Raw genomic sequence first — 13941 nt, forward strand, 5'->3', positions numbered from 1 at the left:
CCTCACAATCCTTAAAATCCCACAAATCATGGTCAATCTTCCCGCAATGTTTTCCCCGTCAAATTTAAAAACACGTCTTCAAGATTGGCGAGCTTTACTTGCTTTGGACGCTCAAAACCTGTTGCCACCAAATCGTCTATCATTTTATCGGGTGTATCTAATGAAATAATTTTTCCCGAGTCGATAATCGCAATCCGGTCGCAAAGAAATTCCGCTTCATCCATGTAATGCGTTGTGATGATGACGGTTGTTCCTTTCTTACGAATGTCCAAAATCAAGTCCCACAAATTGCGGCGCGCCTGCGGGTCGAGACCTGTTGTAGGTTCATCCAAAAAAATAATTTTCGGTTGGTTGATTAACGTGGTTGCAATAGAAAAACGTTGCTTTTGGCCGCCGCTTAATTCTTTAAATTTATTCTTTGCTTTGTCGCGCAAATTCACTGAATCCAATAGTTTCAGCGAATCGACCTTTTTGTTGTACAAGCCTGCAAACATCTGCACCAATTCAGCTAAAGATAATCCCGGATAATAACCTGCGGACTGCAACTGCACGCCGATAATCTTTTTAATATCATTCGGTTGTTTGTCAAGGTTCATTCCATCGACAATGATTTCGCCGCTTGTTTTATCGCGCAGGGTTTCAATGATTTCAAGCGTGGTGGATTTGCCCGCGCCGTTCGGTCCTAACAAACCGAAAATTTCGCCTTGATAAACGTCAAACGAAATACCCTTTACGGCTTCAAAATCGCCGTATTTTTTTGTCAAATTTTTTACGGAAATAATGGGAGTTTGCATGAGTGCAAATTAAGAAAGAATATCTGAATAACGATTTTGAGAGATCATTATTTACCGGTTGATATACTCTTAACTTTCGCATTCGGCATATTCGATTTGAAAGTTTTATCAGGTTTTAAAATCGACATTCTGTCAATCGAAGATTGATAAACATCGAAGCCTTTGCCGTTGTTGTAGAGAAAAACAGGTGCAGGCACATCAAGTGACAGAACAGAAGGATTCTGCTTTAAACGATTTTGAAAGAATGCGGCTACATTATTTCTGCCATCAGTGATTATCGGTTTGTAATCGTAGAAACGATAATTATTTTTGAATCGCAAAGATTGGTTCTTAATGATTGAGAATTTATCTGCAAATGGAGTAATGCTTTTGAAACTGTCGGTTTTGAAAAGTCTGCTTTTATTCAGAAATATGTTTATGCTTCCGAGTTCATTAATTTTTTGTGCGCGAGAAATGCCGATAATTGATATAAAAAACATTGCACTAAGAACGTATTTTGCAGTTTTCATAATTAAAAAATTTAGTTTCAATTAATCATAGTCGAAGTTAATGATTTTTGTATTGTGAAAACAATTTTCTCTGTCATTATCAAATAAACATTTTCTTTTTCTTACGCTTATCTTTGCTCCCAAATTCCATAAATGAGAGTATTCAAATTCGGCGGCGCAAGTGTGCAGGATGTTGATCACATCAGGCATGTAGCGAAAATCATAGAACAATACCAGGATGAAAAATTATTAATTGTTGTTTCCGCAATGGGCAAAACAACGAACGCTCTGGAAAAAGTTGCTGAATCATTTTATGCACAAAGAAAAGATGATGCTTTGCGTTTGTTCGACGACATCAAAAAACAACACCTTACGATTGCGAAATACTTGCTGGTATTGGAGTTCAACGCATGTATCGCGCGGCTTGCAGATTTATTTACCGAAATTGAATGGCTGCTGCACGACAAACCTGTGCGGGAATACAATTATTATTACGACCAAATTGTAAGCGTTGGCGAGTTGCTGAGTACAAGCATTGTGAGCGCTTATCTCAACGAAGTAAAAATAAAAAATTCTTGGCTCGACGTGCGCGACGTATTGCGCACAGATAGTCATTTCCGGGAAGCGATTGTTGATTGGAGCTTCACAACAAAATCCGCTGAAATGCTGATGCAGCCTATGTTTGAAGAAAAGAACATTGTTTTGACGCAAGGCTTTATCGGTTGTACTTCAGACAATGAAAGCACGACTTTGGGTCGTGAAGGAAGCGATTTCAGCGCGGCAATTTTTGCGAATATTTTTAATGCGGAAAGCCTGACGATTTGGAAAGACGTTGAAGGCGTGATGAACGCCGACCCGAAAACGTTTCCAGAAGCGGAATATATTTCACACCTCAATTATGCCGAAGTAATCGAAATGGCATATTACGGCGCGCAGGTAATTCATCCGAAAACGATTAAGCCTTTGCAGAATAAAAATATTCCGTTGCTTGTAAAATCTTTTCTTGATACAGGTTTGCCCGGAACAACCATTGATAACCAAAAGTTATCACAACTTCCACCTATTATAATTTTAAAGAATAACCAAGCTTTGCTCACTTTGCGCACATTGGATTTTTCTTTCATCGAAGACGAACCTGTAACAAAACTCTACAAAATTTTCAACTCGTTGAAAATAAAACCGAATCTTATTCAGACAGGCGCCATCAGTTTGCAAATTGCAGTAGATGATGTTTCAGAAAAAATTGAAGCATTCGGACAAAAAGCAAGCGAGGCTTTTGATGTGCAAATCGCGAAAGGCTTTAGCTTATTGACTTTGCGGCATTACAACGATTCTGCTTTAGAAAAATATGTAGAAGGGAAAGAAAAAATTTTGTTGCAGCAAAGCGAGGCTATTGTTCAAGTGTTATTTGTCTGAACGAGGATTTTGTAAGATTTTTTGGATGAGAAGATTAATCATAATTATCATAAAAAATTAGCGTTCCGTTTTCTCAAAACAATTAAACAATAAAGCAATTGAACAATGACCACAACATTTTCATACAACACTTTATATCAATTCACATTTTCCGTTTTCAAAAAAATCGGCTGTTCCGATGAACACGCGACCATTGCTTCAAAAGCCTTGCTGAGCGCAGATTTGCGTGGAATTGAAAGTCATGGAATTGCGCGCTTAAGCGGTTATGTTCGTCTTTGGGAAACAGGAAGGGTGAATGCAAATCCTGATATAAAAATCATTCATGAAACGCCATCGACGGCTGTAATTGACGGCGATAAAGGACTTGGATTAGTTGTCGCACATTATTCAATGCAAGCGACGATTGATAAAGCGAAAAATGTTGGCACAGGTTGGACAAGTGTGAAGAACAGCAACCATTTCGGCATTGCAGGTTGTCATGCGATGCAGGCTTTGGAACACGATATGATTGGCATTGCGATGACGAATGCGAGCGCTTTGGTCGCGCCAACTTTTTCCATTGAACGAATGTTGGGAACAAATCCAATTGCAGTTGCAATCCCCGCAAAGTCGCAGCCGGCCTTTGTTGCAGACTTTGCAACTACAACAGCAGCCAACGGAAAGCTCGAAGTATTGCAAAGAAAGAACGAAGATATGCCGCTTGGCTGGGCGCAAACAAAAGACGGTAAGAACACAACAAATGCAAATGTCATAAAAAATGGTGGTGCATTGTTGCCGCTTGGCAGCGACAGAGAACACGCGAGTCACAAAGGTTATGCGCTTGGCAGCATTGTTGATATTTTTTCTGCCGTGTTGAGCGGTGCGTCTTACGGACCTTGGGCACCGCCGTTTCCTGCATATATTCCGATGCCGCAAAATATGCCCGGCGAAGGTTTGGGACATTTTTTCGGGGCAATGCGCGTAGATGCTTTTCGTCCGAAAGAAGATTTTTTTCAGCATATAGATAATTGGATTGAGCGTTTCAGAAGTGCAAAAACCGTAGAAGGTCAAGAACGTGTTCTCATTCCCGGCGACCCGGAAAGAGAAGCGGAAGCAAAGCACAAAGAACACGGAATTCCTTTATTGGCAAAGGTTACAGAAGATTTGTCGCAGCTGGCTGAAAAATTAAATGTGCCTCAATTGTAATAATTCATAAATAAATTTTACAAACAGGCACTTTTTTTGGAATATGATAACGAAATAAATTTTCCTCATAGGAGAATACTTTTCACTTAAAATAGAAATATGAAATTAAAAACAGTTTTCACGACAGCAGCGCTCATGGCTGCAGGTTGCGCAACGGCGCAGAACGATTCTATACCAAGAGTTACGCCTTTTACGGGAACGGCAGATTACCGTACATGGTCGATTGGCGTGTATGGCGGCGGTTCTTGGGCTTTCAGTCCGTTTGGTAATAATGACTTTAAGAATTATGACTTTCATAATGCAGGATTGACTTACGGCGCATATATCAAAAAACAAATTTTTCACGCCTTCGGTTTGCAATTGGATTTTATGCGCGGGCAAGTAAAAGGTTCGCAGAAAGCAAATCAAACTTCATTTAGGACAACACCCATTGGAGATGATGTGTTTGCGCCGGTTTCCAAATTTAAAACGGATATTAACTGGTCTGCATCGTTAAGCGGCGTGTTTACACTTGGCACTATTAATTGGTTGAACAAACAGGCAACCGTGATTCCTTATATTTCTGCCGGTGGCGGTGCTATTGCTTATCGTCCGCAAGTCTCAGGCAGTAGCGATTATGATTACATTGATGATAAGGGTTATGCGATTAACCAAAAGCCGGGCGACAGAAAACCATTCTTCATACCTGTTGGCGTTGGTGCAAAATTCAATGTTGCACGCGGCGTGAATATTGATTTGTTATATAAAGTAAATTTCGTGAATAGTCAATACTTCGACGGTGTTGCAGGCAGCGGACACAATGATAAATTTTCTTCCGTAAATGTTGGAGTTGAATTTGCTTTGGGTAAAAAAAGTAAACCGCAATTGGCGGTTGTAAATCCTGCAGCGCAGCTTGCAATGGATTTGTGGGACAGAAACCAATACCTGAAAAACCAGTTAGACGAAGCCAATCAAAAGCATGATGAAGATGTTGCATCGCTTCAACAAAAGATTGATGATTTAAACAAAGACAGCGATGGCGACGGCGTTCCCGATGTGCATGATAAATGTCCCGGTACGGAAAGCGGCATTCGTGTGGATGGTTCGGGATGTCCTTTGCCGCAACCTAAACAAATCATCAAGCAAGAAAAAGTAGTGGTAACGCAGGAAGACAGAAAAGTGGTGGATGAAGCGATTAAAGATTTGCAGTTTGATGTCAATAAGGCAACCATTCGTCCTGAATCATTCCAAAGCCTGGATGGCGTAGCGGAATTATTAATCAATAAAAATTTCAGCCTGAAACTTGCCGGACATACAGATAACACAGGAAGTTCCGAACTGAATATGCGTCTTTCAAAAGAAAGGGCAGAAGCGGTAAAACAATATCTGGTATCGAAAGGCGCAAACGCTTCGCGCATCGAAGCTGTGGGCTATGGCGATACACAACCGATTGCTTCCAACGACACGCCTGATGGTCGCCAGCAAAACCGTCGCGTGGAATTTACTTTATATTAATCATTTAATAAAATCCAATAAAAGGCAGGTAGAAAATTCTACCTGCTTTTTTGTTTTAGGTTGAAAACTCATATATGTTTGTAGCAATTCGGTAGTAATTTATGCCCCATAGCATCGTTGTTTTTAATTATCACATCATGTTCCTTTTCAGAAGTAGTCATTCAGCAGTAAATAAAAATATAAGCAAATCAAAAACTAATAAAGCCCTTCATTTGTCGAAAAATCAACTATTGTTTTATAAAGACTCCAGATTCCGTTTGCTTTTTTATAAACCTGAATATGTCCTCTTCCTTCATGGCTAAATATAAAAACACAATATTTGAAGTTTCTTACGAAAATTGGTTTTGAATATTTGTATGAATACTCATTAATCGACTTTTTTATAAAAATTCTAATAGAATTAATTGATTGATTATACTCGTTTGTAAAACGGTTTACTAAGCTACGGCGTACAGTATCTGTACTACACACAGAGCAATCAGCAGAAATTTGTTTTAAAGAGTAAATGTCTATAGAATCCTTATCTCCATAATGTTCGATTTGTGCTTTCAAATCAAATAATTTATAAAACAAAAATCCTAAAGAATCACTTTGAGATGGATGATTCTGGGCGATATAAACAGATTTATTAGTTGTATCCTTCATCTGCTTAAAAATATAATCTAACTCTTTTCGGCTAAAAACACCGTGCCAATTATGCTCATATTCAGGAAACGTAAAAATGGATTCATTCTTTATTCTATTGAATTGATAAATGGGCGAAACATCTATTTTGAAAATATTTGCTTTTGCATAATTTACGAATGCAATTACTTCTTTATCGCTTTTTTGTGTGCTCTGTCCATAGATAAAGGAATAAACGGTCAGAAGCGCTGTGGATAATATTATTTTTTTGATAGTATTCATAGTGTATTTGGTTAGTATTATTGACATCGTGTTCCACTGTCACCAGTTTGCCCATATGGCATTACAGAAAAGGCTATACTTTCTCTACTAGTTTCATCATCATTAAACCCATACTCAGACAATAATTCTTGAAACGTGATAGGAGTCGTTATATCTCTCAATCCATCAATACCCAAAGCTTCAGCATCTCTATCAGGTATATTAAAAATATCTTCTAAAACTCCCGCTATCTTATTGAAGTCTATAGAATTCTTGTCCCCTGTAATGTCCGTCGTCAAAAGAAAGTTTAATATACATCGTGTCCTGTAGAAAAACGTTTGACCAATGTTTTATATAGCGTCCATTTTTCATGTTGCTTTTTGAATATTTGTATAGTGCCACTACCGTTAAAAGTATCGTTTCCATAAGAATATATCAGAACACAATATGTATAATGCCTTATAAAAATAGGGCGTGCAAATTGGTACCTATATGATTTTATCATAGATTGAATATAGTTTTGAATTTTAATTGCAGTTTGATTATACTCATTAACATCTTTTGTGACTTTGTCAGCGATAGCCTTGCCAAACAGATTTCCCATACTATCTAATTTAGTATGAATTTCCTTTTTAGGAGGATACGTATTTACAATCGCTCTATAAACAGATGAATCGATATGTATAGTGTCAATACTATTTTCAGCGATTTTGAATGTTCCGCTATTGTAGTATTCAATAAAAAATTTAAGTACATCTGCTAATTTATAAAAATCATAACTAACTGTCTCTGGTTTAGCGTAAGCATATCTCAGCATTTTATCTGTAAGCATATAGGTCGATGTATCTAATATATGGCGACCTATATAAGCAATTTCTTTATCAGTAAATACATTATCTGTTTTCAGTTTCCAAACCCGCGCATAATTAGGTTCTCCAAACATATTTGTTGCTTCTATCTTTTGGAAATAAAGGCGAGTAGCCCAAGTGTCTATTTTTAAAACACTATCTCGAATATAATTCATAAACGCAATTGTTTCTGTTTCATTTCTATGGTCTTTTGTCTGTGCTATTAAGGAAATGTGTACGTTGACTATTGTTGTAAGAAACAATAGTTTTGAAATCCTTCTTTTTGTTACAGAGTGCATATTCATTTTTTTATTTATAAGACGTATGCTATAAAATATTTACTGGCATCTAGTTCCCTTACGACCTTGATTGGGTACTGAAGGGTCTGGGTCCAATATATAGTTGTTATCCTCCGAATATGGTTCAGCATAATGAACTACGGAATTTAAGTCGCCATATTCAGAACTATCGTCAAATCCGTATTGTAGTCTTAAAGCGTCAATAAGCTCGGGATAATTCTTACTTACATCATTTAAACCTTGGATACATAATGCAGCAGCATTTTTTTCTGGTAAAGTAGGATATAAGTGGGTTAATGTAGCTACAAACTTTCCTATATAATCAATTGCCATTTCTTTATGCGATGCTAATTGGTTATAAAACTCGGTTGGGTTTGTATTGGCTAAATACGCATGTGTCATTTCATGTATAATTACACTTGCTATATATTCTTGAGAAGTGCCGTTCAATAATGAGCTATTCAAATAGATTGTATCCTGTTTGCCATTATTAGTGTAGTCCGTCCGCCCCAATACTTGCTTTGTGCCATCTGCACTTGTTAAGCCGCTTACTTCTTTAAAAATTAAATTTACAGTAGCACTTGTACCAAAAACATTTTTTACAAGATTTACAATAGAATCATTAGCACCTAATACTTTAGTTAAAGCAGCGTTAGAACAAGGATTATTCAATATACTTGTATCAAAATAAAAACTATCAGTCTCTGTTTTTTCCGGCGGTGCTTCGGGGATATCATCAGGATAGCCGCCACCGGGACTATCATCAAGCCAACTTATTTCCTGTTGTGTGTGGGGGGTACATACATAATTGTAATCGGTAATCCTAATAGTTGTTACTACTACCGTGCCGTCCGATAATGAATAGGAAGGGCCGGGTACGGTATGTGTCTCTTCGGTAAGCGTACAATCGCCGTCGCCAGAACCCCCTTCTTCGGCTGTATATGCTATTGTACCGTGTGTGTTGCCGATATTTTTATTCGGCCGGCTGATTGTTGTTCCCAATTTGTAGATTACATCCGAAGGAATGGGCGTAAAGCTTATTGCAGAGGCTCGAACATCGGAGGCTCGCCGCCAATAGGAATTTAATTTTTTACCATTCAGAGAAAAATATGTTTGTAAAGTTGCTGTCTGTTTCTTTTTTGTAGAAACATCGGTAATAGTACCATTCAATAAAGTAATTTGTAAAGCGGCATTAAATCCTGTATCTTTTACCCGGAACACAAGTTGGTAAGTCGTATAAGCATCTTTATTATTTGCCGGTATGTTTTTGCCAAAAGTCTCAAAAATAAACGGAACCCGCAAATAGGTTTGACTGTCTGCAATAAACACAGAACCCTGCTCCCAACTTAATTTCCCCTGAACAAAGGAACTATCCGGCAATTGTGCTCTCATTGTCTGGCTTTTGTAATTGCCGCCGTTTTCTTTCAGCCACGCTTCAGCCTTAGTCTTTGTATCGACAAGCGTATTATTTAGTTCTATTTTTCTGCAAGCATATACAACCAGGCATATTCCAAAGAGTAAAAGTAAGTAGTGTTTTGTCTTCATAGTCAAGGTTATTTCATGATTAATTGTTATCGAAATTAACAAATTATTTCTGAAATGAAAAAATTTTTTTGGCTTTCCTAACTTTTCTGCAAGTAGATAGATAACGAGATGAACGCTCCTTTATCTATTTTTTTTGTTGGATGAATAATTCAAACTCATTCAAGCCAGAACTACTTAAATTCTGCTTTGCCGTAACACCCGCTTTTTGCGCAGCCAATACGCCGAAACGTATATCATGCACGCCTTTCAGCGAATGCGCATCGGGATTGATAGAAATCAACGCATCTTTTCCCAAGGCATAATCTATCCAATGCCAGTCAATATCAAGGCGATGCGGATTGGCGTTCAATTCAATCACAACTTTGTTTGCAGCGCAGGCGTCAATCAGTTTTTGATGATTGACAGGATAACCTGCGCGGCTCAATAATAATCTTCCTGTTGGATGTCCGAGAATAGTTGTGTAAGGATTTTCAATCGCTTTCAATAAGCGTTGCATCGCTTTTTCTTCATTCATTTTTAAATTGGAATGAACAGATGCGATAACCAAATCAAATGATTTTAAAACAGCTTCTTCGTAATCCAAATTGCCATCGTTGAGAATATCGCTTTCAATACTTTTAAAAATTTTAAACGGCGCTAACGAAATATTTAGTTCATCAATTTCCTTGTGTTGCTCAACAATTCTTTCGGGCGAAAGACCTTGTGCATAAAATGCTGACTGCGAGTGGTCGCTGATGACGAGATACTCAAACCCTTGCTGCTTCACGTATTCAGCTAGTTCGCGCAAAGGGCTTCCGCCGTCGCTCCATTTGCTATGCGAATGAATAATGCCTTTGATGTCTTTTGTCTCAATCAATGTTGGCAAAGCATTTTGTTCGGCAACATCAATCCACTTTTTATTTTCTCGTAAATAAGCAGGAACAAATTGTAATTTATTCTCAGAAAAAATTTCTTCTTCCGATGAATAATTTTTCGTTTTTACGTCAGGAAATTTCTCAATAAATGATTCATAAAACGCTTCGCTGCAATTATGACTAAAATATTCGTTAACGATTTTTTCTTTGGGCGATTGAATAAAATGAATCGAAAGATTTGCCTGTGTTTTTACATGAATGAATGCATCTGTATTTTCTTTTAAAACAAATTCATTCGCTTCGATAATTTGTTCGATAATGTTTTGCGGAGTATTTGTAAGCCATTCCAAAACATCGATGGTGATTGCATTTCGGCGAAATGCACCCGTCAATAAAAATGTATAATCGGGAAATGATTTTTTTAAATAATTATCGAATGACAAAGCATATTGTTCAATCTCAGCAAACAAAAAACTTCCTTGATTTGCGAGATAAAATTCAATCGCTTCGCGAATATTGTTCTGCGTTTTTTCGCCAAAACCTTTATATAACATCAAACGGTTTTCGTTGCACGCATACAACAACTCGCCGATGGATTCTATTTCCAAATCATTCCATATGGTTGCAATCTTTTTCGGTCCAAGCCCTTTGATACGTAACATTTCCAGAATGCCGTGTGGAGTTTTTTCAATGTATTCGTTCAGCACACGGAAACTGCCTGTTTCAAATTGTTCCAATATTTTATTGCCGATGGCTTTGCCAATTCCGACGATTGAAAATATTTTTTCTTCCTGCAAAGAACTTAATTCAACAGGTAATTTCTCAATGGTACGGGAAGCATTGTTATATGATTTTATTTTGAAACTATCATCTCCGTATAATTCCATCAATTGCGCGAGCAGCTTGAAGTTCGCAGCGATTCCCTTATTCGTAATCATAATCTTTTGAATTTATTGCAACTTACTTAATTCATTCATGCGCACAAAAAAGCCCCGAAAAATTCGGGGCTATATCTGTTTCAAAAAAGCTACCATTACTTTGCTGCTTTCTTTGGAGCCGCTTTCTTTGCAGCCTTTTTAGGCGCTGCCGCTTTTTTGGGAGCTGCCGCCTTTTTAGGTGCTGCTTTCTTTGGAGCTGCCGCTTTTTTAGGAGCCGCTTTCTTTACAGCTTTTTTAGGCGCTGCTGCTTTTTTGGGAGCTGCCGCCTTTTTAGGTGCTGCTTTCTTTGGAGCTGCCGCTTTTTTAGGAGCCGCTTTCTTTACAGCTTTTTTGGGAGCTGCTGCTTTTTTTGCTGTTGCCATGTTTAATAAAATTTAATGGTTAGTAAATATGTAGTAAAAGTATAACGTTTTATATTATCTGAAAAAAAATTTTAATTAATTTTTTTATGCACGTATATCGGCAACACACAACACTCATTACAACTTAAGTATAATCATCCTCTGAAACATTGATGAATAAAGGCTTTCAGCGCATCTATAAAAATAATTACATAACGAAAAAAGAAGTTTTCACTCAAAAAGTTTTTTCTTATTATTATCATTTGCCCTCCAAAAAAACAATTCTTTTTCTATAAAATATAAATGAGAAGAAAAATAAGACACGCTGAAACATTGATGAATAAAGCACTTCAGCGAACGAGCGATATCGATTAAAATATTTTCGGCAAGAAAATAATGACTCCGACAATCAATGCAACAAGCGCACTTACCAAAACAGCAGCAGCAGAAATATCTTTTATTTGCTTAATAATTTCGTGCTCATCGGGATAAATAAAATCGCAAAGCCGTTCTATTGCAGCGTTTATTATTTCCATTGAAAATACAAAACCTATTACAATAAAAATTTCAATCCATTCTGTTTTTGAAATTTTAAACATCGCTCCAAACCCAATAGCTACAAGGGTTGCGGCAATATGAATCCATGCGTTATGTTCTGTTTTGATAAATAATTTCAGTCCGTTAAATGCAAAACGAAAACTTGCCAATCGTTTTTTAAATGAAAATTTTTCTTTGGAGTTCATCACGATTTTGGATGTGCTTTTTTATAAATTTCTTTCAGCTGCTCAATGGTATTGTGCGTATAAACCTGAGTTGCTGCAAGGCTCGCATGACCCAGTAATTCTTTTACGGCGTTAAGGTCTGCGCCATTGTTCATCAAGTGTGTAGCAAATGTATGACGCAACACATGCGGACTTTTTTTCTTCAACGAAATTTCATTTTCAATCATCAAAGACTTTACGGCATTATAAACTTTCTTTGCATATAACGCTTTGCCTTTTTCGCTTACAAAAAAATTATCAACACCATCTATCCTACTTGGTTTTTCGGAAATATACAATTGCATTTCATGCAGCAAATCTGTTGAAACAGGTATAATGCGTTCTTTATTTCCTTTGCCGACAACTCTTATCTGACAATAACTTTTATCGATTTGATTTTCTTTCAAATTAATCAATTCGCTTAAGCGGATTCCTGTTTCGTAAAACAACTTTACAACAAGCAGATTGGTTCTTTTATCCCAGGCGCTTTCTTCTTTTTTCTTTTTCGGTTTGTCTTCGTCGTCTTTTTCGGTTATCAAATTATTGGCTTCTTCTTCTCTTAAAAATGAAGGCAACCGTTTGCTTATTTTCGGCAACACAATTGTAGTTATAGGCGAGCTCTTTACTACCTCTTCTCTCAACAAAAATTTATAAAAAGATTTTAAGCTTGATATTTTTCTATGGATGCTTTTGTTGCTCGTCGGCTTCAGCAGTTCCTTCAAATAAACCAGCCACGATTTTATCATAAGCGCATTTATTTCTTTCACGGAAGTTTCCGGATAACATATGGCTGTAAAATCAAAAAATTGCAACAGATCGGTTTTATACGCAAGAATAGTGTGTTCCGAAAAACGTTTTTCGAATTGCAGATAATCCAGAAAAGATTGAAGATATGCGGCAGATGTATCCATAAAAAATTAGCCATAAAGTTATAAAACTTTACGGCTAAAAATTATGTTGCTTTGACAAAAAGCGTGAAAACTATTTTTCGATTTTGCCCGAAGCGATGCCTTGTTTGTAAACAGCTTTCAACACTTGCGTGCGACGCTTTACAGACGGCTTTGTGAAAGTCTGACGTTCTCTCAGCTCTAACAAAGTTTTGCTTTTCTCAAATTTCTTTTTATACTTTTTGAGTGCTTTGTCGATGTTTTCACAATCTTTTGAGTCAATAATTAACATATTTAATATACCCCCTTTTGGTTAAAAGATGCGCAAAGATAGAGGAGTTTGCCCAACTGAGCAAATAAATATCTATAAAAAAATCACTCGGTATATTTCCGAGTGATTTCAAAATCGTTTGATTGATTAGCAGAAACTAAAATAAGTTTATGCAGTGGTGTCAAACTCTTTGGATGCAACGGACAATACCTTTCCGTCGCTCAATGCTTCGTGCTGATTTCCGTTGAAAAGTGCGGCAGACTGTCCATTGCTCAGCTTTGCCACTTTCAGCATAGCTAAAGCAAGCGTGTCTTTTTTGGTTGTGTCCGTATCTTTTTTAGTCGTGTCCTGATAAATGCCATTGTTCACAGGAACGTTGAAAGATGCGAAAGCCAAAAGACTGTCCTTCTTGGTAGTGTCTGTGTCTTTCTTAGTGGTATCCTGATAAATACCATTGTTTGCAACCGGGCTGTACAACAACGCGAAAGCAAGACTGTCCTTCTTGGTAGTATCAGTGTCCTTCTTAGTCGTGTCCTGATAAATACCGTCGTTTGCAACCGGGCTGTACAACAACGCGAAAGCAAGGCTGTCTTTCTTGGTAGTATCAGTGTCCTTCTTAGTCGTGTCCTGATACATACCATAGCTTGCAGGAGCACTCAACATAGCCAAAGCAAGACTGTCTTTTTTAGTAGTCGTGTCTTTTTTGGTTGTGTCCTGGAACATTCCTGAACTTACCGGATTGCTTAACATTGCAAATACCACACTGTCTTTTTTAGTGGTTGTGTCCTTTTTGGGAAGCGTGTCTTGGGCAAAAGCTGCAATCCCAACCATTACTGCAGCTGCCGACAACATGAGATGTTTGATTTTCATAACTAATTTTTTTAATAAGTGAATGTTTAAACTTCAGTTAGTAAAAAGACAGATACCGTGCCAAG

Annotated in this window: 15 protein-coding genes; 3 read left to right on the forward strand and 12 right to left on the reverse strand. The window is 37.3% G+C overall.

The window, feature by feature from the left end:
- Nucleotides 1-32 precede the first annotated feature (32 nt).
- Both A9P82_RS08130 and A9P82_RS08135 read right to left on the reverse strand, forming a co-directional pair.
- On the reverse strand, nt 33-794 hold the full coding sequence (locus tag A9P82_RS08130; RefSeq protein ID WP_066206523.1) for an ABC transporter ATP-binding protein: 762 nt from the start codon (nt 792-794) through the stop codon (nt 33-35).
- A 47-nt stretch (nt 795-841) separates the two neighbouring features.
- Nucleotides 842-1273 (reverse strand): hypothetical protein, encoded by a 432-nt coding sequence (locus A9P82_RS08135; RefSeq protein ID WP_156522630.1) that lies wholly within the window; start codon nt 1271-1273, stop codon nt 842-844.
- A 162-nt stretch (nt 1274-1435) separates the two neighbouring features.
- On the opposite strand from A9P82_RS08135, the gene A9P82_RS08140 reads away from it, so the two are divergent.
- The 3 genes from A9P82_RS08140 (at nt 1436) to A9P82_RS08150 (ending at nt 5377) form a co-directional block, all read left to right on the forward strand.
- The gene (locus tag A9P82_RS08140; protein ID WP_066206528.1) at nt 1436-2698 is read left to right on the forward strand and encodes an aspartate kinase; all 1263 of its coding nucleotides are present in this window, start codon (nt 1436-1438) and stop codon (nt 2696-2698) included.
- A gap of 105 nt (nt 2699-2803) precedes the next feature.
- A complete protein-coding gene (locus tag A9P82_RS08145) occupies nt 2804-3883 on the forward strand; it encodes an Ldh family oxidoreductase (RefSeq protein WP_066206530.1) in 1080 nt (359 codons plus the stop codon).
- Nucleotides 3884-3982: 99 nt separating this feature from the next.
- A complete protein-coding gene (locus tag A9P82_RS08150) occupies nt 3983-5377 on the forward strand; it encodes an OmpA family protein (RefSeq protein WP_066206533.1) in 1395 nt (464 codons plus the stop codon).
- 195 nt (nt 5378-5572) lie between these two features.
- Here the strand turns inward: A9P82_RS08150 and A9P82_RS08155 are convergent, their stop codons facing one another.
- The 10 genes from A9P82_RS08155 to A9P82_RS08200 form a co-directional block, all read right to left on the reverse strand.
- Nucleotides 5573-6283, reverse strand: a complete 711-nt coding sequence (locus A9P82_RS08155; RefSeq protein WP_066206536.1) for a hypothetical protein — start codon at nt 6281-6283, stop codon at nt 5573-5575.
- Between the two features lie 17 nt (nt 6284-6300).
- Complete coding sequence (locus A9P82_RS08160; RefSeq protein WP_066206538.1) at nt 6301-6561, reverse strand: hypothetical protein; 261 nt, start codon at nt 6559-6561, stop codon at nt 6301-6303.
- Between the two features lie 8 nt (nt 6562-6569).
- Nucleotides 6570-7415, reverse strand: a complete 846-nt coding sequence (locus tag A9P82_RS08165) for a hypothetical protein (protein ID WP_066206540.1) — start codon at nt 7413-7415, stop codon at nt 6570-6572.
- Nucleotides 7416-7448: 33 nt separating this feature from the next.
- The gene (locus A9P82_RS08170) at nt 7449-8954 is read right to left on the reverse strand and encodes a SprT-like domain-containing protein (protein WP_066206542.1); all 1506 of its coding nucleotides are present in this window, start codon (nt 8952-8954) and stop codon (nt 7449-7451) included.
- Between the two features lie 124 nt (nt 8955-9078).
- The gene (locus tag A9P82_RS08175) at nt 9079-10746 is read right to left on the reverse strand and encodes a DNA polymerase/3'-5' exonuclease PolX (protein ID WP_082915278.1); all 1668 of its coding nucleotides are present in this window, start codon (nt 10744-10746) and stop codon (nt 9079-9081) included.
- 95 nt (nt 10747-10841) lie between these two features.
- On the reverse strand, nt 10842-11108 hold the full coding sequence (locus A9P82_RS08180; protein ID WP_066206544.1) for a histone: 267 nt from the start codon (nt 11106-11108) through the stop codon (nt 10842-10844).
- Between the two features lie 350 nt (nt 11109-11458).
- Nucleotides 11459-11830, reverse strand: a complete 372-nt coding sequence (locus tag A9P82_RS08185; protein ID WP_066206546.1) for a diacylglycerol kinase family protein — start codon at nt 11828-11830, stop codon at nt 11459-11461.
- Nucleotides 11830-12759: a tyrosine-type recombinase/integrase gene (locus tag A9P82_RS08190; protein WP_066206549.1), complete on the reverse strand. Its 930-nt coding sequence runs from the start codon at nt 12757-12759 to the stop codon at nt 11830-11832. Before A9P82_RS08190 ends, A9P82_RS08185 begins: the two co-directional genes overlap by 1 nt.
- A 70-nt stretch (nt 12760-12829) precedes the next feature.
- A complete protein-coding gene (gene rpsU, locus A9P82_RS08195) occupies nt 12830-13027 on the reverse strand; it encodes a 30S ribosomal protein S21 (protein WP_066206551.1) in 198 nt (65 codons plus the stop codon).
- 147 nt (nt 13028-13174) lie between these two features.
- Nucleotides 13175-13876 (reverse strand): hypothetical protein, encoded by a 702-nt coding sequence (locus tag A9P82_RS08200; RefSeq protein WP_066206554.1) that lies wholly within the window; start codon nt 13874-13876, stop codon nt 13175-13177.
- Between the last annotated feature and the right edge of the window lie 65 nt (nt 13877-13941).

It is taken from the genome of Arachidicoccus sp. BS20 (genome assembly GCF_001659705.1).
Taxonomy (GTDB): domain Bacteria; phylum Bacteroidota; class Bacteroidia; order Chitinophagales; family Chitinophagaceae; genus Arachidicoccus.

Coding starts and splice junctions, on each gene's coding strand:
- A9P82_RS08175 (WP_082915278.1), bottom strand. CDS start 10,746: ATGATTACGAATAAGGGAATCGCTGCGAACTTCAAGCTGCTCGCGCAA.
- A9P82_RS08155 (WP_066206536.1), bottom strand. CDS start 6,283: ATGAATACTATCAAAAAAATAATATTATCCACAGCGCTTCTGACCGTT.
- A9P82_RS08180 (WP_066206544.1), bottom strand. CDS start 11,108: ATGGCAACAGCAAAAAAAGCAGCAGCTCCCAAAAAAGCTGTAAAGAAA.
- A9P82_RS08130 (WP_066206523.1), bottom strand. CDS start 794: ATGCAAACTCCCATTATTTCCGTAAAAAATTTGACAAAAAAATACGGC.
- A9P82_RS08165 (WP_066206540.1), bottom strand. CDS start 7,415: ATGAATATGCACTCTGTAACAAAAAGAAGGATTTCAAAACTATTGTTT.
- A9P82_RS08200 (WP_066206554.1), bottom strand. CDS start 13,876: ATGAAAATCAAACATCTCATGTTGTCGGCAGCTGCAGTAATGGTTGGG.
- A9P82_RS08150 (WP_066206533.1), top strand. CDS start 3,983: ATGAAATTAAAAACAGTTTTCACGACAGCAGCGCTCATGGCTGCAGGT.
- A9P82_RS08135 (WP_156522630.1), bottom strand. CDS start 1,273: ATGTTTTTTATATCAATTATCGGCATTTCTCGCGCACAAAAAATTAAT.
- A9P82_RS08185 (WP_066206546.1), bottom strand. CDS start 11,830: ATGAACTCCAAAGAAAAATTTTCATTTAAAAAACGATTGGCAAGTTTT.
- A9P82_RS08140 (WP_066206528.1), top strand. CDS start 1,436: ATGAGAGTATTCAAATTCGGCGGCGCAAGTGTGCAGGATGTTGATCAC.
- A9P82_RS08170 (WP_066206542.1), bottom strand. CDS start 8,954: ATGAAGACAAAACACTACTTACTTTTACTCTTTGGAATATGCCTGGTT.
- A9P82_RS08190 (WP_066206549.1), bottom strand. CDS start 12,759: ATGGATACATCTGCCGCATATCTTCAATCTTTTCTGGATTATCTGCAA.
- rpsU (WP_066206551.1), bottom strand. CDS start 13,027: ATGTTAATTATTGACTCAAAAGATTGTGAAAACATCGACAAAGCACTC.
- A9P82_RS08145 (WP_066206530.1), top strand. CDS start 2,804: ATGACCACAACATTTTCATACAACACTTTATATCAATTCACATTTTCC.